General features: G+C 58.6%; 22 protein-coding genes. 2 read left to right on the forward strand and 20 right to left on the reverse strand.

The window, feature by feature from the left end; all coding sequences use genetic code 11:
* Positions 1-25: 25 nt before the first annotated feature.
* Complete coding sequence (gene tatE / locus ACL2XQ_RS05585) at positions 26-232, forward strand: twin-arginine translocase subunit TatE (RefSeq protein WP_413722288.1); 207 nt, start codon at positions 26-28, stop codon at positions 230-232.
* 80 nt (positions 233-312) lie between these two features.
* Here tatE and lipA read toward each other — a convergent pair whose 3' ends face one another.
* From lipA to leuS, 13 genes are all read right to left on the reverse strand, one after another.
* On the reverse strand, positions 313-1,278 hold the full coding sequence (lipA, locus tag ACL2XQ_RS05590) for a lipoyl synthase (protein ID WP_413722289.1): 966 nt from the start codon (positions 1,276-1,278) through the stop codon (positions 313-315).
* A 136-nt stretch (positions 1,279-1,414) separates the two neighbouring features.
* Positions 1,415-2,098 carry a lipoyl(octanoyl) transferase LipB gene (gene lipB, locus ACL2XQ_RS05595; protein ID WP_413722290.1) on the reverse strand — a complete coding sequence of 228 codons (684 nt, stop codon included), beginning with the start codon at positions 2,096-2,098 and terminating at the stop codon, positions 1,415-1,417.
* 14 nt (positions 2,099-2,112) lie between these two features.
* Positions 2,113-2,376, reverse strand: coding sequence for a DUF493 family protein YbeD (gene ybeD / locus ACL2XQ_RS05600; protein WP_410016104.1), 264 nt, complete (start codon positions 2,374-2,376; stop codon positions 2,113-2,115).
* Positions 2,377-2,603: 227 nt separating this feature from the next.
* Positions 2,604-3,815 (reverse strand): D-alanyl-D-alanine carboxypeptidase DacA, encoded by a 1,212-nt coding sequence (gene dacA / locus ACL2XQ_RS05605; protein ID WP_410016103.1) that lies wholly within the window; start codon positions 3,813-3,815, stop codon positions 2,604-2,606.
* A gap of 136 nt (positions 3,816-3,951) precedes the next feature.
* Complete coding sequence (gene rlpA, locus ACL2XQ_RS05610; protein WP_413722291.1) at positions 3,952-5,169, reverse strand: endolytic peptidoglycan transglycosylase RlpA; 1,218 nt, start codon at positions 5,167-5,169, stop codon at positions 3,952-3,954.
* 9 nt (positions 5,170-5,178) lie between these two features.
* The gene (gene mrdB, locus ACL2XQ_RS05615) at positions 5,179-6,291 is read right to left on the reverse strand and encodes a peptidoglycan glycosyltransferase MrdB (RefSeq protein WP_410016101.1); all 1,113 of its coding nucleotides are present in this window, start codon (positions 6,289-6,291) and stop codon (positions 5,179-5,181) included.
* 2 nt (positions 6,292-6,293) lie between these two features.
* Positions 6,294-8,198, reverse strand: coding sequence for a peptidoglycan DD-transpeptidase MrdA (gene mrdA, locus ACL2XQ_RS05620; RefSeq protein ID WP_410016100.1), 1,905 nt, complete (start codon positions 8,196-8,198; stop codon positions 6,294-6,296).
* Positions 8,199-8,235: 37 nt separating this feature from the next.
* Positions 8,236-8,706: a 23S rRNA (pseudouridine(1915)-N(3))-methyltransferase RlmH gene (gene rlmH / locus ACL2XQ_RS05625; protein ID WP_410016099.1), complete on the reverse strand. Its 471-nt coding sequence runs from the start codon at positions 8,704-8,706 to the stop codon at positions 8,236-8,238.
* 3 nt (positions 8,707-8,709) lie between these two features.
* Positions 8,710-9,027: a ribosome silencing factor gene (gene rsfS / locus ACL2XQ_RS05630; protein ID WP_410016098.1), complete on the reverse strand. Its 318-nt coding sequence runs from the start codon at positions 9,025-9,027 to the stop codon at positions 8,710-8,712.
* A gap of 197 nt (positions 9,028-9,224) precedes the next feature.
* Positions 9,225-9,914, reverse strand: coding sequence for a nicotinate-nucleotide adenylyltransferase (nadD, locus tag ACL2XQ_RS05635; RefSeq protein ID WP_410016097.1), 690 nt, complete (start codon positions 9,912-9,914; stop codon positions 9,225-9,227).
* Positions 9,907-10,938 carry a DNA polymerase III subunit delta gene (holA, locus tag ACL2XQ_RS05640; RefSeq protein ID WP_410016096.1) on the reverse strand — a complete coding sequence of 344 codons (1,032 nt, stop codon included), beginning with the start codon at positions 10,936-10,938 and terminating at the stop codon, positions 9,907-9,909. Before holA ends, nadD begins: the two co-directional genes overlap by 8 nt.
* Positions 10,935-11,588, reverse strand: a complete 654-nt coding sequence (gene lptE, locus ACL2XQ_RS05645) for an LPS assembly lipoprotein LptE (RefSeq protein WP_413740124.1) — start codon at positions 11,586-11,588, stop codon at positions 10,935-10,937. The genes holA and lptE overlap by 4 nt, the downstream gene beginning before the upstream one ends.
* Before the next feature lie 14 nt (positions 11,589-11,602).
* Positions 11,603-14,185 (reverse strand): leucine--tRNA ligase, encoded by a 2,583-nt coding sequence (gene leuS, locus ACL2XQ_RS05650; RefSeq protein WP_413740125.1) that lies wholly within the window; start codon positions 14,183-14,185, stop codon positions 11,603-11,605.
* Between the two features lie 291 nt (positions 14,186-14,476).
* Here leuS and ACL2XQ_RS05655 point away from each other — a divergent pair, with 291 nt between their 5' ends.
* Positions 14,477-14,956, forward strand: a complete 480-nt coding sequence (locus tag ACL2XQ_RS05655) for a zinc ribbon-containing protein (protein WP_413722293.1) — start codon at positions 14,477-14,479, stop codon at positions 14,954-14,956.
* Between the two features lie 44 nt (positions 14,957-15,000).
* On the opposite strand, the gene ACL2XQ_RS05660 is transcribed toward ACL2XQ_RS05655, so the two are convergent.
* From ACL2XQ_RS05660 to corC, 7 genes are all read right to left on the reverse strand, one after another.
* Complete coding sequence (locus tag ACL2XQ_RS05660) at positions 15,001-15,726, reverse strand: amino acid ABC transporter ATP-binding protein (protein ID WP_410016092.1); 726 nt, start codon at positions 15,724-15,726, stop codon at positions 15,001-15,003.
* Positions 15,726-16,400, reverse strand: coding sequence for a glutamate/aspartate ABC transporter permease GltK (gltK, locus tag ACL2XQ_RS05665; RefSeq protein WP_410016600.1), 675 nt, complete (start codon positions 16,398-16,400; stop codon positions 15,726-15,728). Before gltK ends, ACL2XQ_RS05660 begins: the two co-directional genes overlap by 1 nt.
* Complete coding sequence (locus tag ACL2XQ_RS05670; protein ID WP_410016091.1) at positions 16,400-17,140, reverse strand: amino acid ABC transporter permease; 741 nt, start codon at positions 17,138-17,140, stop codon at positions 16,400-16,402. Before ACL2XQ_RS05670 ends, gltK begins: the two co-directional genes overlap by 1 nt.
* Positions 17,141-17,291: 151 nt before the next feature.
* Positions 17,292-18,188 (reverse strand): amino acid ABC transporter substrate-binding protein, encoded by an 897-nt coding sequence (locus ACL2XQ_RS05675; RefSeq protein WP_410016090.1) that lies wholly within the window; start codon positions 18,186-18,188, stop codon positions 17,292-17,294.
* 354 nt (positions 18,189-18,542) lie between these two features.
* Positions 18,543-19,133, reverse strand: coding sequence for an MSMEG_1061 family FMN-dependent PPOX-type flavoprotein (locus tag ACL2XQ_RS05680; protein ID WP_410016089.1), 591 nt, complete (start codon positions 19,131-19,133; stop codon positions 18,543-18,545).
* Between the two features lie 1,398 nt (positions 19,134-20,531).
* A complete protein-coding gene (lnt, locus tag ACL2XQ_RS05685) occupies positions 20,532-22,061 on the reverse strand; it encodes an apolipoprotein N-acyltransferase (RefSeq protein ID WP_413740126.1) in 1,530 nt (509 codons plus the stop codon).
* Between the two features lie 7 nt (positions 22,062-22,068).
* On the reverse strand, positions 22,069-22,947 hold the full coding sequence (gene corC, locus ACL2XQ_RS05690; RefSeq protein WP_410016087.1) for a CNNM family magnesium/cobalt transport protein CorC: 879 nt from the start codon (positions 22,945-22,947) through the stop codon (positions 22,069-22,071).
* Positions 22,948-22,979: the final 32 nt, after the last annotated feature.

Genomic DNA, 22,979 nt, shown 5'->3' on the forward strand with positions numbered 1-22,979 from the left:
GCAAGCGTTAAGCAAGAAGGTGAGTATGGAAGGTTTAAGTATTACCAAATTATTAGTCATCGGCGCCTTGATTGTGCTGCTGTTCGGCACCAATAAGCTGCGCAGCCTGGGCGGCGACCTGGGCGCGGCTATCAAAGGTTTCAAGAAAGCGATGGGTAGCGATGATGCGGTCGCGCCGAAAACGCAGGCTGATGATACCGTGGCGCCCCAGGTTACAGAACGTAAAGAGTAAACCTGGCGCGGAAAAGGATGGTTATCGCAACCATCCTTTTTTATTGGCCGCAGTCAGAATGTAACCGGATATGTCGCCGGTTATTTTACCTCAATGCCCTTGGCCTGCAGGTCCGCATGGTAGGACGAGCGCACGAACGGACCGCACGCCGCATGGGTAAAGCCCATGGCCATGGCTTCCGCTTTCATCTCGTCGAATTCCTGCGGACTGACGTAACGCTTCACCGCCAGGTGATGACGGCTGGGCTGCAGATACTGGCCCAGGGTCAACATGGTCACGCCGTGGCGGCGCAGATCGCGCATGACGTCAACGATTTCCGCGTTGGTTTCGCCCAGCCCCACCATCAGTCCGGATTTGGTCGGCAGGTCGGGGTTGGCTTCCTTGAAACGCTCGAGCAGTTTCAGCGACCAGTTATAGTCGGCGCCCGGGCGCACCTGGCGGTATAGCCGGGGCACATTTTCCAGATTGTGGTTAAACACATCCGGCGGCGCCGCGTTGAGAATTTCCAGCGCCCGATCCATCCGGCCGCGGAAATCCGGCACCAGCGTTTCAATCTTGATGGAGGGGTTTTTCGCCCGGATGGCGGTGATGCAATCGGCAAAATGCTGGGCGCCGCCGTCGCGCAGGTCGTCGCGGTCCACCGAGGTGACGACGACGTAGCGCAGCCCCATATCGGCGATGGTCTGGCCCAGTTTTTCCGGCTCATTGGCGTCGGGCTGGGTTGGACGGCCATGGGCGACGTCGCAGAACGGGCAGCGGCGGGTGCAGATGGCGCCGAGGATCATAAAGGTGGCGGTGCCATGGTTAAAACACTCGGACAGGTTGGGGCACGACGCTTCCTCGCAGACGGAGTGCAGGCCGTTTTTGCGCATGGCGGCTTTAATACCCTGGATACGCGTGGAGTCCGACGGCAGTTTAATCTTCATCCATTCCGGTTTGCGCAGCATCTCCTGACGCTCGACCGCCACGGTTTTAATCGGGATTAAGGCCATTTTATCGGCGTCGCGGTATTTAACGCCGCGTTCCATCTGTATCGGTTTACTCATAATCTCGCAGGTCCCGTCCCGAATGTGCCAGCATGCAGGTTATCACACACGCTGTTACGTGATTGTTCAACTAAATTTGATAAAACATCAAAAATTATAACATGGTTAACCGTTCGCTTTCAGCCCAAAAAAGCGATTATTGCTGGATTGCGTCCGCAAGGGGAGGGTAATCCTCCAGATACCAGGGCAGCATGCGGGCCGGCGGATTGCCGAGCCGTTGCAGGAAGACCCCGGTCAGCACCGGCGCCACGTCGTCCACGCGGGTGCCCGGCGCCAGATCGCTTACCTGGGTCATGCGCAGTCCGGCGTAGCCGCAGGGATTGATTCGCAGGAAGGGCGAGAGATCCATGGCGATATTCAGCGCCAGTCCGTGAAACGAACAGCCTTTGCGGATGCGTAATCCCAGCGAGCAGATTTTATCATCATTCACATAGACGCCCGGCGCGTCCGCGCGCGCGCGCGCCGCGATGGCAAAACGCCCCAGGGTCTCCACCACCGTTTCTTCCAGCAGGGTCACCAACTGGCGCACGCCCAGCCTGCGGCGTTTAAGGTTAAGCAGGACGTAGAGGATTTGCTGGCCGGGGCCGTGAAACGTGACCTGGCCGCCGCGATCGCTCTGGATAACCGGAATGGCGCCCGGCGCCAGGATATGTTCTGCCTTGCCGGCCTGCCCCTGGGTAAATACCTGCGGATGCTGGACCAGCCAGATTTCATCCGGCGTGGATTCGTCGCGGCGATCGGTGAAGACGTGCATGGCCTGCGACACCACGTCATAGGGCTGCAGGCCAAGCTGGCGGATTATGATGGTTTCCTGTGGCACAGGCGACTCCCGGTTTACAAGACCATGCGGACCTGTTCGATATTGCCCAACTCCTCATAGAGCGCTTCGACCTGCTCGATATGGGTGGCGGTAATGGTAATGGACACCGCATGGTAATTGCCTTTGCTGCTCGGCTTGACCTGGGGGGTATAATCGCCCGGCGCGTGGCGCTGTACCACTTCGACCACGCGATCGACCAGTTCCGGACGCGCGGTGCCCATCACTTTATAGGTAAAGGAGCAGGGGAACTCAAGCAGTTCATTCAGTTTGGTTTTCATTGGGACTCCGGTAGCGTGACTGCCACTGCATCTGGCGGATATTTGCGGCGGGTAGGATGGGTAAGAAGAATAACGCGCAGCGCCGGGAAGGGATTTACGGCGTCTTTACGATCCTGCCCATCGTGCCCGTGGGCACGGCCTGGCCATCAAACTCACTCCCGCCGGGGCGGGAGCGCTCTATTACTATTATATGGGGGCTGATTTGCCGCTGACAAGCCGTGGCGGCATTAAGCGAACCAATGATGGAACATCAGCTTGATATAATCCACGATGCGGCTGAAAATATTGCCTTCCTGCACCTGGTTCAGGACCACCAGCGGATGCTGATCGATGGTCTTGCCGTCCAGCTGGAAGTTGATGGTGCCTACCTGCTGGCCTTTGGCAAGCGGTGCATGCAATTCCTTCTGGCTTAGAGTATAGCTGGCTTTCAGATCTTTCATGCGGCCGCGGGGAATGGTCAGGTAAGCATCGCTATCCACGCCCAGCTTGACGCTGTCGGTATCGCCGAACCACACCGGCTCGGCGGCAAATTCCTTGCCCGCCTTCAGCGGCGCCACGGTTTCAAAGAAACGGAAGCCCCAGGTCAGCAGCTTGCGGGTTTCGCTTTCGCGGCCCTTGGGCGAATGGCCGCCCATCACCGCTGAAATCAGCCGCATCGGACCGTCGGTGGCCGAGGCGACCAGGTTAAAACCGGCGGAGTCGGTGTGGCCGGTTTTGATGCCGTCTACGTTCAACCCGGTATCCCACAGCAGGCCGTTACGGTTCATCTGCCTGATATTATTGAAGGTAAATTCTTTTTCTTTATAAGTGGCGTATTCTTCCGGCACATCGCGGATCAGGGCCTTGCCGATCAGCGCCATATCGCGGGCGGAGCTGTACTGGCCCGGGGCATCGAGGCCGTGTACGGTTTCGAACTGGGTATTTTGCAAGCCCAGCGCTTTCACGTAGTTATTCATCAGGCCGACAAACGCGTCCTGGCTGCCGGCGACGTAATCGGCCATGGCCACGCAGGCATCGTTGCCTGACTGGAGGATAATGCCGCGGTTAAGCTGCGATACCGGCACGCGATCGCCGGGTTTAAGGAACATCAGCGACGAACCCTTGAATACCGGATTGCCGGTCGCCCAGGCGTCCTTATTGACGGTGATGATATCGTTAGGGGTGATCTTTCCCGATTTTATCGCCTGGCCGATGACGTAGCTGGTCATCATTTTTGTCAGGCTGGCCGGATCGCGACGGGTGTCGGCATTTTGCTCCGCCAGTACCTTGCCGGAGTTGTAATCGATCAGGATATAGGTTTCGGCATCAATTTGCGGCACGCCGGGAATCATGGTCTTCAGATTCACATCGTCGGCGTAGCTATTGGAAAGAGGGATCAGCGCAATAAGGGTGCTTAAGGCTAAGCGCCTGAATAAAAGATGGCTCATTACTTTATTCATGTCAGGACAACAGCATCCGTGGGAGTAAGTTAAAATCGTGCCACACTATAGCAGAAGTAAAAAAGGCCGGCATCAGGCAATCCGTAACCTGGCGGGGAGAACCTTTTAAGAATGTTTCAGCCGGCCCGCGCCCCGGCTATTCCGTCGCCGTAGTGATAAACGATTGCTGCTGCGCTTCGCTGACCAGGCGCTGCTGCAACCCGGCGGCCTGCTGCCGGGAGCTGAACGGCCCCAGTTGCACACGGTACAGCGCGCCGTTGGCGGTGACCTTGCCCGGCACGCCGAATTTCTGGCTCAGGCTTTGCTGCCAGCTGATTGCGCGCTGGCGGTCGCCAATAGCGCCGACCTGGATCACGTAGCGGCCGGAAGACGCGGCCGGCGACGCCACCGGCGCGACGACGGCCGTGGTATGCGTCGTAGCGCCCGCTGAAACGGGCGGCGGCTGCGTGACGTACGGCGGGGCGACGACGGCCGTGCTATGCGTCGAGGCGCCCGCGGAATAGGATGACGGCTGCGACGCCACCGGCGCGGCGGCGGTGGGTTCGGGCTGGCTGGATTCAATCACGCCGGGCGGCAGTGCCGACGGGGCGCCGAGAAAACCGTGACCGCCGCCACCGCCGGCGGCTACCGGGGCGCCGGTGGCGTCATCGTCCGCCGGCGCGTTTGCCGGCACCGGATCGGCAACCGGGCGGACCGCGCCGCTATCGGCTTCGGGCGTGGACGATTGCATGACCGGGGTACCCATCGCGCCGGTGCCCAGATCGGGCCGCGGCGGCAGCGCGTAGTTCTGTTTAGCCACCACGGTGCCGACGGTGCCGGGTCCGGACAGCGTGCCGTCCGGCGCAACCTGGATAAAGTCGACGCGTACCTTGCTGTTATTGGAGATGTTCAGCCGATCGCCCGCCGCGCGCGACAAATCGATAATGCGGCCGGGCGTGTAGGGACCCCGATCGTTGACCCGCACCACCAGCTGGCGGCCGTTGCTGATATTGGTCACCCGCACATAGCTTGGGATGGGCAGGGTCGGATGCGCGGCGGTCAGGGCGCCGGCATCGAACTGTTCGCCGGTGGCGGTGACGTTGCTGCCGCTGGATTCCGCGTCATACCAGGCGGCCAGGCCGGTTTCGCTGTAATTCTGCGGGTTTTTGATAATATGGTAAGTCTTGCCGTTGACGTCATAGTCCTGGTTGGTGGCCGGGTTATACGGCTCATAGCGCGGCTCCACGCCGCTTATCTCCACCACCGGCCCGTTGTAGGCCGCGGCGGGCGCCTGCTGCTGCTGCGTCGTCTCTGTCGAGCTACAGGCCGTGAGCAATAACCCCATCACGCCGATCCAGTGCCATTCCTTCCGCATTGCTCACCTCTATAAGTTTTTAGACAACATTTTCCGATGAGTATGTATCGACATGACGATACCAAACCCCGCCATCAGCACGATTAATGCCGAGCCGCCGTAGCTCACCAGCGGCAGCGGAACGCCGACCACCGGTAAGATACCACTTACCATGCCGATATTCACGAATACATAAACGAACAAAATCAGCATCAAACCCCCGGCCATCACCCGGCCGAAGGTGGTCTGCGCCTTGGCGGCGATCACCAGTCCGCGCATGATTACGCACAGGTATAACGCTAAAAGCACCAGAACGCCAATCAGGCCCAGTTCCTCGCCCAATACGGCGAAAATAAAATCGGTATGGCGCTCCGGCAGGAATTCCAGCTGGGACTGCGTGCCGTGCAGCCAGCCCTTGCCGCTCAGCCCGCCGGAGCCAATGGCGATTTTGGACTGGATAATATGGTAACCGGCGCCCAGCGGGTCGGTTTCCGGATCGAGCAGCATCATGACGCGATCGCGCTGGTAGTCATGCATCAGGAAGAACCACAGGATCGGAATAAAGGCCGCCACCAGCAGCGCCGCCACCCCGATCAGCTTCCAGCTCATGCCGGACAGGAACAGCACGAACAGCCCCGAGGCGGCGATAAGGATGGCGGTGCCGAGGTCGGGCTGCGCCGCCACCAGCAGCGTGGGCAGGAATATCAGCACCAGCGCGATGGCGGTATTTTTCAGCGAAGGCGGACAGCTGTCGCGGTTGATAAAGCGCGCCACCATCAGCGGCACCGCGATCTTGGCGATTTCCGAAGGCTGGAAACGCACAAATCCCAAATCCAGCCAGCGCTGGGCGCCTTTACTGATCTGGCCGAAGGCGTCCACCGCCACCAGCAGGATCACGCTGATAATGTAAAGGTAGGGCGCCCAGGCCTCATAGACCCGGGGCGGCACCTGCGCCAATACCAGCATCACGAGCAGGCCCATGAAAATCTGGCCGATTTTGCGCTCCATCATGCCGACATCCTGGCCGCTGGCGCTCCACATGACCATGGCGCTGTACGCCAGCAACAGCGTGATCAGGAATAGAAAAGGCACATCGATATGGAGCTTATTCCAGAACGCCCCGTTTTGCTGGTTATCGGTCATGGCTAATCACCTTCAGTGCCGGGCGGAGCAGGCTGCTCGGCCGGTAAATCCGTCGTATTGTCGCCCAGCATGATATGGTCCAGAATCTGGCGGGTAATGGTGCCCACCGCCGGACCGATACCGCCGTTCTCCAGGATCACCACCACCGCCACTGTCGGCTTGTCATAGGGGGCGAACGCGGTCATCAGCTTATGATCGCGCAGATGCTCGGCGATCTTGTGGGCGTTATACACTTCGTTGGCCTTCAGGCCATACACCTGCGCGGTACCCGATTTGGCGGCTATTTTATACGGCGCGTCGGCAAAGCTTTTGCGCGCGGTGCCGTTGGGCCGGTTGGCGACGCCGTACATGCCGTCCTTGGCCACTTCCCAATAACCGGAATGCGGGTCGCCGATCTGGGTATGTTCCGGCTGTTTATAGGGGACCAGCTGGCCGTTTTCCCGGGTACTGTACAGCAAATGCGGGATACGCACCGCGCCGTCGTTAATCAGCGACATCAGGGCCTTGGACATCTGCACCGGCGTGGCGGTCCAGTATCCCTGGCCGATGCCGACCGGAATGGTATCGCCCAGGTACCAGGGCTTCTTGAAGCGTTTCAGTTTCCATTCACGGGTCGGCATCACGCCGGAGCGTTCCTCGGACAGGTCGATGCCGGTATAGGAGCCGTAGCCGAACTTCGACATCCACTCCGACAGCCGGTCGATGCCCAAATCATAGGCCACCTGGTAGAAAAAGGTATCCGCCGATTCCTCCAGCGCCTTGGTGACGTTAAGCCGGCCGTGCCCCCATTTTTTCCAGTCGCGATAGCGTTTATCCGAGCCGGGCAATTGCCACCAGCCCGGATCGAACAGGGAATAGCTGCGGTTAATGGTGCCCAGGGTCAGGGCGGAGACCGCGATATAGGGCTTGACGGTGGAGGCCGGCGGGTAGACCCCCTGGGTGGCGCGGTTGATCAGCGGACGATTTTCATCCTGCAGCAGGTTGCGGTAATCCTTGCTGGTGATACCGTCGACAAACAGGTTGGGATCGTAGCTGGGATTGGATACCAGCGCGCGGATGCCGCCGTCGCGCGGGTCGGCCACCACGACCGCCGCGCGGCTGCCCGCCAGCAGTTTTTCAATATAAGTTTGCAGGTGCAGGTCCAGGGTCAGGTAGATATCCTTCCCGGCCTGGGGCGGCTGTTCATGCAATTGGCGGATAACCCGGCCGCGGTTGTTGACTTCCACCTCTTCGTAACCGGTCTTGCCGTGCAGGGTATTCTCGTAAAAGCGCTCGATGCCCAGCTTGCCGATATCGTTGGTGGCGGCATAGTTGGCCAGGATGCCGTCCTTGTCCAGCCGTTCCACATCTTTATCATTGATTTTGGAAACATAGCCGATGACATGGGTCAGCGCCGAGCCGTAAGGATAATAGCGCCGCTGGTAGCCTTTGACTTCCACGCCCGGAAAATTAAACTGGTTTACCGCAAAGCGCGCCTGCTGCACCTCGGTCAGGCCGACTTTCAGCGGCAGGGAGGTAAAGCGGTGGGAACGGCTGCGCTCTTTTTTGAAATTGGCGATATCGTCGTCGGTCAGATCGACGATCGGCCTGAGCGCATCAATGGTCCCCTGCAGGTCATCCATTTTTTCCGGCATCAGCTCCAACTGATAAATGGTACGGTTCAGCGCCAGCGGGATGCCGTTGCGATCGTAAATGATGCCGCGGCTGGGGGCGATAGGCACCAGCTTGATGCGGTTTTCATTGGAGCGGGTGCGGTAGTCTTCAAAACGGGTGATTTGCAGGTGATAGAGATTGGCGATCAATATCCCGCTTAACGCCAGGATACCGAGAAATGCCACCAGCGCCCGGCGGACAAACAGTGCCGACTCAGCTGAATAGTCGCGAAAGGGGTTATGATCTATTTTCATTCCGCGGGGTTATTTCACTCTATACATCTTCACCGGTTTATTCCCGGTGATATGGATGGTTGGTGGTAATGCTCCAGGCACGATACAGGCTCTCCGCGACTAACACCCGAACTAACGGATGAGGCAAGGTTAACGGCGATAACGACCAGCTTTGCTCCGCAGCCGCCTTGCACGCCGGCGCCAGCCCCTCGGGACCGCCGATCAGCAGGCTGACGTCACGGCCGTCCTGTTTCCAGCGTTCCAGTTGTTGCGCCAGCAGCGGCGTTTCCCACGGGACGCCCGGGATATCCAGCGTCACGATGCGGTTTCCTTTGCCCACGGCCGCCAGCATCAGTTCGCCTTCTTTTTCCAGGATGCGGCCGATATCCGCATTCTTGCCCCGCTTGCCGGCCGGAATTTCATTCAGCTCGAACGGCATGTCCTTGGGGAAGCGGCGCATGTAATCGGTAAAGCCGGTTTGTACCCAATCCGGCATTTTGGTGCCTACCGCGATCAGCTGGAGTCTCACCGGTCAGCTCCAGAGCTTTTCCAGTTCATAAAGACTGCGGCTTTCCGCCTGCATGACATGGACAATCACGTCGCCCAGGTCGACCACGATCCAATCGGCGACCTTTTCGCCTTCGACGCCCAGGGGCATCAGGCCGGCGGTGCGGGACTCCTGTACGACATGATCGGCAATGGACATCACGTGACGGCTGGACGTGCCCGTGCAGATCACCATACAGTCGGTAATACTGGATTTACCGCGTACGTCGATGGAAATAATATCCTGGCCTTTCAAATCATCAATTTTATCAATGACGAAATCTTTGAGCGTGTTACCTTGCAAAGGTTCCCCCTTCGGTGTGCTTTGCATGCGTTGTCGCGATGGACACCGCAAATGTAGAGGTTGGCTGCCTGGCGGATATGCCAGAACTGACTGACCGGGATCTTACGGCCGGGACCGGCACGCCATAGGCGGCGGGCGGGAGAAAGCCTAAGCTTCAGCCGAAGAATTAAGCCGCGCAGTATAGCATGGGCCGCTCACTAGCGATATAAGCCCTGTTCATCAATATAACGTTGCACCGATGGCGAGAGCATATCGTTACAGCGCAATCCGGCGTGGCGGCGTTCGCGAATCAATGAGGCGGAAATCGACAGCTCCGGCGTCGGCGCCAGATAGATAAGCCCGGCGGCCTGCCGGTGCAATCGGCTGATATCCTCGGTTAACCGGGACTCGAGCCAGGCTTGCAATGCCGGTGTCGCCATCTTACCGCCATATCCCGGCCGGGCGCAAACCAGCAGATGACAGGTATCGAGCAGTTCGAGGCCCCGGTGCCATTGCGGCAGGGTCAGCAGGGAATCCTGGCCGATGATAAAACCCAGCGGCGCGTCGGCGCCGCGCTCGCGGCGCAGGGTTTCGAAGGTTTCCACCGTCCAGGACGGATTGTCGCGCCGCAGCTCGCGGTCGTCGATATCAAACAGCGAGCCTGCGGTGTCGGCTATCGCCAACTGCACCATGGTCAGGCGCTGCTGCGCGCTGGCCTCAGGCTGCGGGCGGTGGGGCGGCACGTTATTGGGCAGCAGGGTGATGCGCTCAAGACCCACCAGCCTGGCGAGCGCGATGGCCGGTTTGATATGGCCGTAATGAATCGGGTCAAAAGTGCCGCCGAAAATAGCGGTCAGTCGTCCGGCCTGCGCTGCGGCGCGGGGCGTGGTGTCGGCGATATCAGACATTTATCAGGGTCTCGGGCAGTGATTTGCCGCACAGCAGCAGGGAAAGAGCTTCCAGATCGGTCCAGACCGGATAGCCGTAATCCTGCTTCAGGGCGATTTCCATACTGGCCATCAGGCCGACCGCCTGATGCAGCTGGCGGGATGACAGGCGCTGCAGTGCCTGGGTCAGCAGCGCCCGGCGATTTTGCCAGACTTTATGCTGATCAAACAGGGCGCGCAGCGGCATGCGTTGCATATCACGATGCAATGCCAGCAGCGTTAATACCTCCCGTTGCAGGCTGCGCAATAGGATTACCGGCTCGCTGGCTTCCTGGCGTAACTGCCGCAGGATGTGCGCCGCCCGTTTGCTCTTGCCGCCCAACAGCGCGTCCACCCAATGGAAGGGGGTAAAATGCGCCGCGTCGTTAACCGCCGTTTCCACCCGCGGCAGGGTAAGGCTGCCGTCGGGATAGACCAGCGATAAACGCTCCAGGGCCTGAGACAGCGCCAGCAGGTTGCCTTCATAGCAGTAGCACAGTAGCTGGCTGGCCGCATCGTCCAGCGTCAGGTTCATGGTTTTGGCGCGCGTCGCCACCCAGCGGGGCAACTGCGCCTGCTCGGGCGTGGCGCACGTGATGAATACCGCATCCTTGCTCAGCGCCTTGAACCAGGCGCTGTTTTCCTGCGCGCGCGTCAGGCGGGCGCCGCGCAGCATCAGTAACAAATCCGGGTGGAGCAGGGTGGAAAGCAGTAATAATTTTTCGCCGATAGGAGCGCTGGCGCCGTTTTCCGGCAGGATTAACAGCAGGGTCTGGCGGCTGGCGAACAGGCTCATCGCCTGGCAAAGACTGAAAATGTCATCCCAGTCGGTGGCGGCGTCGAGCGTAATGCTGAAATGCTCACTGAACTGATGCGATTGCGCCTGGCGGCGAATCGCATCCTGACTTTCCTGCAGCAGCAACGGATCGTTCCCGAACAGCAAATAGCAGGGGCGCAGCGTTTCCTTCAGCTGCGCGCCCAGCTGTTCCGGGTAAAGCCTGATCATTGCTCTTCCGTGGCCGAGGTCGGCGTTTGAATGACTTCAATGCCCGCGGCGCCGTCCGTGTTGGTAGCGGTGGTTCCCTTGGCGCCGGTGACGGCATTGGCCCGCGCCGTTTTTTGCAGCGTGGCGTCCACGGCGCCGTTGGCTTCAACCGCGGCATGGACCGCCAGCAGTTTGCGCACTAACTGCTGCGCCGCCTGTTCACGCAGTTCCTGGCGGATAATGTCGTTTTCATTGTCCTTGGCAAGCGCGGTGAGCGGGTTGTCAAAGAACGAACGGAATACCCGGATGCGGATGGGGAAAATATCCTTACCCGGCGTCAGCACCTGGGCCTCCACCTCAAGCACCAGCTGGTATTCGGCGGCTTTACCATCCTGGAACACCGATACCGTAGAACGGTCTTCCATCGAGCTGGTAAGGCGCAACGACGGCAGGGTTTTGGCCCGCGGATCCTTGTCCTTGACGATGGTGACGTCGCTGAGCCGCAACTGGGCGCGTACGGCCCGGGTCAGCGGTCCGTAGGGATCGTAGCTGCTAAAGGTTAAGGTCTTTAATTCATTTGGCACTTTTGTGGTGCCGCGCAGATGAAAACCGCAGCCCGCGGTAACCAGCACCGCGAGCCCCAGCAACAACGCTATAGTACGATGTCGCACAACGCCTCCTTGTCTTAACCCACAACCAGGTTAAGCAGTTTGCCAGGCACGTAAATCACTTTACGCACCGTGAACCCTTCCAGGTGTTTCGCCACCAGGTGTTCCTGGACGGCGCGTTCACGCACCAGCGCTTCGTCGGCGTCGGCGGGAACGGTAATTCTTCCGCGCAGTTTACCATTGACCTGGATAACCACCAGCTTCGCTTCCTCTACCATAGCCGTTTCATCGGCAACCGGCCATGGGGCGCTGTCAATATCGCCTTCGCCGCCAAGCGCCTGCCACAGCGCAAAGCTGGCGTGAGGGGTAAACGGATACAGCATGCGCACCACCGCCAGCAGCGCTTCCTGCAGCAGGGCGCGATCCTGCGCGGTGTCCTGCGGCGCCCGCGCCAGCTTGTTCATCAGTTCCATAATAGCGGCGATGGCGGTATTGAACGTCTGGCGGCGGCCGATATCGTCGTTGACCTTGGCAATGGTTTTATGCAGTTCGCGGCGCAAATATTTCTGCGCCTCGTCAAGGGCGGCCACATCCGGCCGGCCGGCGGCGCCAAGCTGCGTATGATCGTAGACCAGTTTCCACACGCGCTTCAAAAAGCGGTTGGCCCCTTCGACGCCGGACTCTTGCCATTCCAGCGTCATTTCCGCCGGCGAGGCGAACATCATAAACAAACGCACGGTATCGGCGCCGTATTTTTCCACCATGATCTGGGGATCGATGCCGTTGTTTTTCGATTTGGACATCTTGCTCATGCCGGCATAGACCAGCTCGCGGCCATCCTTATCGGTGGCTTTGACGATACGGCCTTTTTCATCGCGTTCCACCTCGACATCCGCCGGCGAGATCCAGATCTGTTCGCCGCCGCTACCCAGGTAATAGAACGCGTCCGCCAGCACCATGCCCTGGCACAGCAGGCGTTTGGCCGGTTCGTCGGAACTCACCAGGCCGGCGTCGCGCAGCAGCTTATGATAAAAGCGGAAATACATCAGATGCATGATGGCATGCTCGATGCCGCCGACATATTGATCCACCGGCAGCCAGTAATTGGCGGCGGCGGGGTCCAGCATGCCGCTGTCGAAGTGCGGGCAGGTATAACGCGCGTAGTACCAGCTCGATTCCATAAAAGTATCGAAGGTATCGGTTTCGCGCAGCGCCGGCCGGCCGTTGACGGTGGTTTTCGCCCATTCGGGGTCGGCTTTTATCGGACTGGATATCCCGTCCATGACCACATCTTCCGGTAGCAGCACCGGCAGCTGATCGTCCGGGGTCGGGATGACGGTGCCGTCTTCCAGGGTGACCATCGGAATAGGCGCGCCCCAGTAGCGCTGGCGCGAAACGCCCCAGTCGCGCAGGCGGTAATTGACTTTACGCTCGCCGACGCCGGCCGCCACCAGCTTATCGGCGACGGCGTTAAAGCCCGCGGTATGGTCGAGACCGTCGAATTCGCCGGAATTGAACAGCACGCCTTTTTCAGTCATGGCCTGCTGGCTTAAATCCGGCTCGGCGCCGCCGGCGTCCAGGATCACCGCTTTAATCGGCAAGTGGTATTTCGTGGCGAATTCCCAGTCGCGCTGATCGTGGCCGGGCACCGCCATGACCGCGCCGGTGCCGTATTCCATCAGGACAAAGTTGGCCACCCATACCGGCACGGATTCGCCGCTTAGCGGATGAATGGCGAACAGGCCGGTCGCCATGCCTTTTTTCTCCATGGTCGCCATGTCGGCTTCGGCCACTTTGGTATTGCGGCATTCGGCGATGAAGTCGGCCAGAGCCGGGTTGGCGGCCGCGGCCGCCAGCGACAGCGGATGCCCGGCGGCGACGGCCAGGTAGGTCACGCCCATAAAGGTATCGGGACGGGTGGTGTAGACCGACAGCGTTTCCTCGCTGTGCGCCACCTGGAAGCGGATTTCCACCCCTTCGGAGCGGCCGATCCAGTTGCGCTGCATGGTTTTCACCTGCTCGGGCCAGCTTTCCAGGTTGTCCAGGCCATACAGCAGCTCATCGGCGTAGGCGGTGATTTTCACGAACCACTGCGGTATTTCCTTACGTTCGACCTTGGTGCCGCAGCGCCAGCAGCCGCCGTCGATCACCTGCTCGTTGGCCAACACCGTCTGGTCATGGGGACACCAGTTGACCGCCGAGGTCTTTTTATAGACCAGGCCCTTTTCGTACAGACGGGCAAAGAACCACTGCTCCCAGCGATAATATTCCGGCCGGCAGGTGGTGACCTCCCGGTCCCAGTCATAACCGAAGCCCAGCAGTTTTAGCTGGGTTTTCATATACGCGATATTGTCGTAGGTCCAGGGCGCCGGCGCCGTATTGTTCTTGACCGCCGCGCCTTCCGCCGGCAGGCCGAAGGCGTCCCAGCCGATGGGCTGCAGCACGTTCTTGCCCTGCATGCGCTGATAACGCGCGATAACATCGCCAATGGTGTAGTTGCGCACATGGCCCATATGCAGGCGGCCGGAGGGATAGGGCAGCATGGAAAGACAGTAATATTTTTCCTTGCCCGTATCCTCGGTAACCTTGAAGGTGTGGTGTTCATGCCAGTGAAGCTGGACGTGGGATTCTATCTCTTCCGGGCGATATTGCTCTTGCATGGCAGCCAGTGGTCCTATAGTGAAAATACAGCTACGCTCGCGTTGTCTACCGAGCGTTGATAACAAAAGATCCGCATAGCATAGCTGATAAGCAACGGCGGCAACAACACCCAGCGCCGCCCGGATGCGTATTTCTGCCACATAAGCCCGGATCCGGCCGAATTATTGCGTTGCGCCATGCTTTATACCGAATGAGTTTACCGTTATAGGCTAAAATTATCAGCATGATACCAATTTAGTCCCGGCCAGAAGGCCATTTCGGGTGATGCTGGCGGAAATCAGGAGAAGACGATGGATAAGGTGGCGCAATATTACCGCGAATTGCTGGCCTCGCTGAGTCAACAGCTTGAGCAGGGCGAAAGGAATATCGATACGCTGGTCGAGGATGCGCGCCTGCGTTTGCAGGCCACCGGCGATTTGACGCCGGCGGAAGTGGAGAACGTTACCCGGGCGGTGCGCCGCGATCTGGAAGAGTTCGCCCGCAGCTATGATGAGAGCCGCACGCAGGATGACGACAGCGTGTTTACGCGGGTCATCAAGGAGAGCCTGTGGCAGGAACTGGCGGACATCACCGATAAAACCCAGCTGGAGTGGCAGGAAGTGTTTAAAGACGTCAGCCATCACGGCGTCTACAACAGCGGGGAAGTGGTGGGGCTGGGCAACCTGGTGTGCGAACGTTGCCATCATTCGCTGGCGTTTTACACGCCGGAAACGTTGCCGCTTTGCCCGGAATGCGGGTTTGATCAATTCCACCGCCGTCCGTTCCAATAGCGGCGCGGCCTGCCCGCAGCGTGGCGACAGGCCGCCGCGGGCGGCTAGTGCAGTATTTTCGCCAGGAAGTCGCGGGCGCGATCGGTTTGCGGATGCTGGAAGAACGCTTCTTTGTGCGTATCCTCGACGATTTTACCTTCGTCCATAAAAATCACCCGGTTGGCCACTTTGCGGGCAAAGCCCATTTCATGGGTCACCACCATCATGGTCATGCCTTCCTGCGCCAGCTCCACCATCACGTCCAGCACTTCATTGATCATTTCCGGGTCCAGCGCCGACGTCGGCTCGTCAAACAGCATCGCCACCGGATCCATGCACAGGGCGCGGGCAATGGCCACCCGCTGCTGCTGGCCGCCGGAAAGCTGGCCGGGGAATTTATTGGCCTGCACGGACAATCCCACCCGCTCCAGGAGTTTCAGGCCTTTTTCGCGCGCGGCGTCCTTGTTGCGCTTAAGCACCTTCACCTGCGCCAGGGTAAGATTGTCGATGATCGACAGGTGCGGAAACAGTTCAAAATGCTGGAACACCATGCCCACCTTGGCGCGCAGTTGGGCCAGGTTGGTGCGCTTATCGTTGACGGCGATATCGTTGACCATAATCTGGCCGCGCTGGATTGGCTCCAGCCCGTTGACGGTTTTGATCAGCGTCGATTTACCCGACCCGGACGGACCGCAGACCACGACGACCTCGCCGGTTTGCACTTCGGTTGAGCAATCGTTCAGAACCTGAAAATGACCGTACCATTTAGAAATATTTTTCAGGGAAATCATCAAACCGTCCTTTTCTTCAAATAATTCACCAGCAGGGAAGCGCTGAGGCTGATTACAAAATAAACCGCGCCGGCAAACAGGATCATTTCCACCTGCGTGCCGTCGCGCTCGCCCACCGACGACGCGGTGCGGAAAAAGTCCGCCAGGCTTAGCACATACACCAGCGACGTATCCTGGAACAGGACAATGCCCTGGGTCAGCAGCAGCGGCACCATGGCGCGAAACGCCTGGGGCAGCACCACCAATTGCATGGACTGCCAGGGCGTCATGCCCAGCGCCAGCGCCGCGGAGGCCTGGCCGCGTGAAATACTGATAATGCCGGCGCGGATAATCTCCGAGTAATAGGCGGCTTCAAACAGCGAAAAGGCCACCATGGCTGAAATCAGCCGGATATCGGTTTGCGGCGACAGTCCCAGCACCTTTTGCAAAAAGCTCGGCACAACGAGATAAAACCACAACAGCACCATCAACAGCGGTACCGATCGAAACAGATTAACGTAAAGTTTGGCGAACCAGCTGACCGGCCACAGCGGCGACAGGCGCATGACCGCCAGCACGGTGCCCCAGATAATGCCGAAGAACACGGCGGTAAAGGTGATTTTCAGCGTCAGCGCCATGCCCTGCAGCATATACGGCAGGCTGGGGACAATGGTACTCCAGTCAAATTGGTACATCATTTACCTCCTATATGACCGGGCAGACGTACTTTTTTCTCCACCAGATGCATGGCAAACATGATCACCGCGTTAATAATCAGGTAGCCGAGGGTTATCGCGGTAAAAGACTCGTACGCATGGGCGGAATAATCCAGCAGCTTGCCCGCCTGCGCCGCCATATCCACCAGACCGATGGTGGAGGCCACGGCGGAGTTTTTCACCAGGTTAAGCATTTCCGAGGTCATCGGCGGCACAATCACGCGATAAGCGTTCGGCAGCAGCACGTAACGATAGGTTTGCGGTAGGGTCAGGCCCATCGCCAGCCCGGCGGCCATCTGTCCGGAGGCCAGCGACTGGATGCCGGCGCGTACCTGTTCGCACACGCGGGCGGCGGTAAACAATCCCAGGCACACCATGGAGGAGACAAAAAACTGGACATTCGGGTCCAGGCCCGACTTAAACCACGTGCCGATATTGACCGGCAACAGCTCGGGAACCACCAGATACCAAATGAAGAACTGCACGATCAAAGGAATGTTACGGAATAACTCGACGTAACAGGTTCCTAAAGCGGAAAGAAAACGATTTGGAACGGTACGCAGGATGCCGAACAGCGAACCGACCAGCAACGCGATAATCCAGGCGCAAAACGAGACGGCGATGGTGACTTTAAATCCCGCCCACAGCCAGCCGAGGTAGGTGGTGTTGCCAAAAGGGGCCGCTTCAAAAAAAATGCCCCAGTTCCAATCTATTGACATAAAAAACTCCGGTAAAAAAGGGTAGCACCGCTACCCTGAAGATTGACGAAGACCTTGATATCCGCAGCGCGGGGAACGACCGCGCTGCGTCTGTCTGTCCTGGCCTCCTGCAATCGAGAGGGCGGGGAGTCACCCGCCCTTATTGTCGTTATTAGTTTACGGCTTTATCGTTAGGGGCTTTGAACAGCGCTTTGACGTCATCGGACATATCGAAATTCATATTCAGGTTTTTCGGCGGAATCGGCTGTTTAAACCAGGTGTCATACCATTTTGCCGCTTGGCCGGAGGTCTGGATGGAAACAATAGTGTCGTCCACCAGCTTTTTAAACTGCGGGTCGTCTTTGCGCATCATGCAGCCATAGGCTTCTTTGGACTGCGGGGTACCGACGATATCCCATTGATCCGGGTTCTTGGACTTGGCGCGTTCGCCCGCCAGCAGGGCGTCATCCAGCATAAAGGCTTCCGCGCGCCCCGTTTCCAGGGTACGGAACGAATCGCCGTGATCCTTGGTGGAAATGATGCGCATCTTCATTTGTTTTTCGTCGTTCAGCTTGTTGAGCAGCATTTCGGACGTGGTGCCCGCGGTGACCACCACGGTCTTGCCGGCGAGGTCGGGGAAGTCTTTAATGGCGCTGCCCTTTTTCACCGCGATACGGGTGCCGATCACAAACAGGGTATTGGAGAAATCCACCTGCTTTTGACGTTCCAGGTTATTGGTGGTTGAACCGCATTCGAAATCGTAGGTACCGTTTTGCAGCAACGGAATACGGTTTTGCGAGGAAATAGGCAGGTACTTCACCTGCAGGGAAGGTGCGTCAATTTTCTTTTTAATCGCGTCCACGATGGCATCGGAATAAGCCTGGGAGTAACCCACCACTTTTTGCTGGTTGTCGTAATAGGAAAAAGGAACGGACGATTCCCGATGGCCCACCACGATCACGCCGTTATCTTTGATTTTCTTCAGGGTGCCCGTCAGGTCTTCCGCATGGGCCATACTGCCGGCCATGCCCAGTACCAGTAATGATAAAGCCAATTTGCGCATTTGCATTTTCCAACTCCTTTGCTGTCACTACGGCGCTCAAGGGGTAAGCGCGCCGCAATCATGAGTATCACGTTAAGCTTTGGAACCAGCCTAAAGCGTAAAATCAAAACGGATTACCGTTAAAAAATAGCCGAATGTAAATGTTTTGAAATGAAAAAGTTTTCGTTTTGTGAGTTCAGACGCACCAAAGCGTGGCGCATGACGCCTCATTGCACAATCTAAGTGCGATAAGCGCACCATTGCAGCGCACGGATGGCAAAAATCACTCATAAAAAAACAGTTTTTAACGACATTCGCAACGTTATACAGCAAAATCCATGCCAGACAAATTATTTGCCCCCGAACGGAGCAGCGGCGGAATCAGGCCGGCTGCGCGCCGGCGGCCGACAGGGCGACATGGGCTTTAAAGATTTCCAGCGCGCCGGGCAGCAGAGCGGGGTCGACATGTTTCGCGTTGTCCCACAGTCCGGCGAAGCTGATTGCCCGACCGCAGTGAATAAAGACCTCTTCCACCCTGATAATAATCACGCTTTTCGCCGGCTGGCCGTTGTGGGCAAAACGCAGGCAAAGCGCCGGGTCGACGGAAATCCGCGCGCGGCCGTTGACCCGGAATCCCTCCAGCCAGCCGGGGATGAGAAACAGCATGCCGACAAAGGGATTGTGCAGGATATTGCTAAGGCCATCGAGGCGATTGTTGCCGGAACGATCCGGCAGCAGCAGCGTTTTATCATCCTCTACCTGGACAAACCCTGGTTCGCCTCCTTTCGGCGAGCAGTCAATGCCGCGTGCGCCCTGCGTGCCGAGGATCATGAACGGCGACAGGGCAATCAGCCGGCGGGCGTAGGCATCAAGATGATCGATCTGTTTTTGCACCACCGCTTTGTTGGGTTGGGCATAATGCTCGCGCAGCTGGGCGGGATCGGTTAGCAGATAACGGGAATCGGGATTCATTCAGAGGCTCTTTGGTCAATATGTCACGAGGATGTTACAAGTGGCACGATAACAGCAATGAGTTTGATTAACAATAATTAGCACGCGCATTAGGGCTGCGGCGCCGGACCCAAGGCAGACGCGCTAAAGAGGGCGCGGGCCACATTTTTGATATAGGGCTGCCGCGAATGTAGCACGCCATAACAGAGAAAGATGAACCTTTGCTCCTGAATTTAAATATGAAGCAGCCAGCCGTGGTGGGGCTTTGCTTGGTTTCGGGGAGGCTGATGTTGCCGTGGTGATGGTTTCGCTGGGCGTATGTTGCCACGGTGCGGGTTTCGCTTGCCGTGCGTTAGGTGTTCATATGTCTTGCCGGGTGCCGGCAAGCGACAAAGAGGCCGTACCGCGACGGCCTCCTTGACCTCCGCGCGTCCGGCAGATCGTGCGCCGCTGCGCGGTCCCCGGCATCGCCCATCCCGGCTTTGGGACCGCACGGGACGCGCTCCCGGCGCGGCCCTTAGCTTTCGCCGCTCCCGGCGGCTCATCCAGCCAAGATGCGCGCTGCCGGCGCACTCTATGCCGGCACAACGTCAACACCATCGCCTGTGAGCAATGTAGCGTTTTGGGGTTCATCGCGGTATGTGATTACCGGGAAAAATAGCAGTATTTATTTTGGGCTGAAGTCTGCAGTATAACGGCTGATGGCTGATGGCTGATGGCTGATGGCTGAAAGCGTAATGCGTACTGTTAAAACTTAAAGCGTAAGGTTTAAGTTGCATGAATGATGAACGCCTTATTGCATGACCGCATGACCGCATGACCGCATGTCCAACTTTTCGTCGTGCCAGCTGCATCCCATACCTGTTGCATCCCATCACGGTCGATCCTAAGCCGACGCCAGTCCCATCCTAAGCAACAGCGCCGCTATCGCTTCATAACATGCAGTACGAACAGCGACATGTTGACCGGCATAAAGCGCGCTGACGGCGCCTGTGCCCCCGGCATGAGCCGCCGGGAGCGGCGAAAGGCCCGTTTGCGCCGGGAGCGCATAACGGGCCGGTGCATAACGGGGGCACAGGCGGCGGAAGGTATCGCGCAGCGACGCGCGACCTGCCGGGCGCGCGGAGGTCAAGGAGGCCGTCGCGGTACGGCCTCATTGTCGCTTGCCGGCACCCGGCAAGACATATGAACACCTAACGCACGGCAAGCGAAACCCGCACCGCGGCAACATAAGCCTCCCCGCAAGCGCCAGCGAAACTCTCACCGCGGCAACATAAGCCTCCCCGCAAGCGCCAGCGAAACTCTCACCATGGCAACATAAGCCTCCCCGCAAGCGCCGGCGAAACTCTCACCATGGCAACATACGCTTCCCCGCAAGCGCCAGCGAAACTCCCACCATGGCGACCTAAATCATGGCTACTAACGCGCCCGGCGGCCAAAGACCACGGCGGCAAACCCCAGCAGCAGCGTCAGCACCCACAACGGCCAGTCGCCAAAGCGTGCATAAGGCGTCAGTCCGGTTGTCGGCGTTACGCGCGTGCTTAACACGTCGCGGGTAAACTGCGGCAGCATCGCTTCGATGGCGCCATCGGCGCCGATCACCGCGGTAATACCGTTATTGGTACTGCGCAACAATGGCCGCCCCAGTTCCAGCGCGCGCATGCGCGCCATCTGGAAATGCTGCCAGGGGCCGATGGAATGACCGAACCACGCGTCATTGGAAATGGTCAGCAGGAAATCGGTATCCGGCCGGAAGTTATCCCGCACCTGCGAGCCGAGCACGATTTCATAACAAATGGCCGCAGTCAGCTTCATGCCGGCAACGCTCAGCTGCGGCTGGATATAATTGCCGCGGCTGAATGACGACATCGGCAGATTGAACAGCGGCGCCAGGGGACGCAGCAGGGTTTCCAGCGGCACAAATTCACCGAACGGCACCAGATGATGCTTGGCATAACGATTCGGGCTGGGGTAGCGGTAAGGCGTTTGCTCCCCCAGTACCAGGATACTGTTAAAATAATTATAGCCCGACGCTGTCCTGCGGGTGTCGATAATGCCGGTGACCAGGCTGGTCCGCTCTTCACGCAACAGCGCATCCAACTCGGTCAGGAACGGCCCCTGGGCGGTTTCGTCATCCGGTATGGCCGATTCCGGCCAAATCACCATCTGCGCCTTGCCCAGGAACGGACGGGTATGGCTTAGGTACACGTCAAGCGTCGGCCGTACCTGGTCGGGTTCCCATTTCAGCGATTGGGCAATGTTACCTTGCACCATGGCCACAGTCACCGTCCTGGCATCCTGCGGGGCATACCAGTGCAGTCCGCGCAGCGGCCAGGGCAGCAACAGCACCGCCAGCGCGCAAATGCCGGCCAGGGGGGCGCGCAGCGCCACGGCGGCCACCGCCAGGCCGCTCGCGGCCATCAGGAAAAAGGTCATGGACTCGACGCCGAACAGCGGCGCCAGCCCCTTCAGGGGACCGTCGATTTGCGTATAGCCGAACTGCAGCCACGGCAGGCCGGTCATCACCCAGCCGCGCAGGAATTCCGTCACCTGCCACAGCACCGGGGCGCCAACCGCCAGCCGCCACAGCGAGGTGCGCGGCCAGATGCGCGCCAGCACGCCGCTAAACAGCATCGGATACAGCGCCAGGTACGCCGCCAGCAGGGCCACCAGGCCGATATTCACCGGGACGGGCAGCCCGCCGAACTGGTCGATACTGACATAAATCCAGCGCATGCCGGTGCCGAACAGCCCAAAGCCCCAGAAAAAACCGAGCCAGGCGGACTGCCGCACCGTGCGGTTAAGGGTCACCGCCAGCAACCCGGCCAGCGAGACTAACGCCGCCGGCCAAAAGTCATAAGGTGAAAACGCCAGGGTACCGCAGGCGCCGGTCAATAACGCCAGCAACGCACGTACCCACTGGCGCTCAAGTCGCAATGCGCTCGCCATGTAAGGTTTATTCTTCCATTATCGGTTGGGGTGAGTCGTCGGGGATTTTAACATGAACCTGGATGATACGCCGACTGTCGGCCATGGCGACCTTAAAAATATAACCATCTATTTCAATGGTTTCACCACGGGCCGGCAGATGGCCGAAGGCTTGCATCACCAGTCCGCCGATGGTGTCCACTTCTTCGTCGCTGAAGTGGGTGCCGAAGGTTTCGTTAAAATCCTCAATCGGCGTCAGCGCGCGGATGGTGAAGGTATGGCGGTTAAGCTGGCGGATATCCCGGTCTTCCTCGTCATCATATTCATCCTCGATTTCGCCGACGATCAGCTCCAGGATGTCTTCAATGGTGACCAGGCCGGAAACGCCGCCGAACTCGTCAATCACAATGGCCATATGGTAGCGCTGGGACCGGAACTCCTTCAGCATGCGATCGACGCGTTTACTTTCCGGCACCACCACGGCGGGGCGCAACACTTTATCCATACTGAACGGCTGCGAATCGCTGAGCATAAACGGCAGCAGATCCTTGGCCATCAGGATCCCCTCGATGTGATCCTTGTCTTCGCTTATCACCGGGAAACGGGAATGCGCGGATTCAATGATCACATCCAGGCACTCTTCCAGCGACTGGTTGTTTTTCAGGGTCACGATTTGGGAACGCGGGATCATGATATCGCGTACGCGCTGCTCGGCGATATCCATAACGCCTTCGAGCATATCGCGGGTATCGGGATCAATCAGCTCGTTTTGTTCGGAATCACGGATAAGCTCCAGTAAATCATTGCGATTTTTTGGCTCGCCGTGAAACAGCTGATTAAGGATAAGGGTAAAAAAGCCCTTTTTGGGACTGGGGCTGTCGTTGCTTTGCGAATGGTCGTCGCTCATGGCGTTTAGTTAATTTCACTCGTAGTGGATAA

The organism is Sodalis sp. RH14, from assembly GCF_047324285.1.
GTDB lineage: Bacteria > Pseudomonadota > Gammaproteobacteria > Enterobacterales > Enterobacteriaceae > Acerihabitans.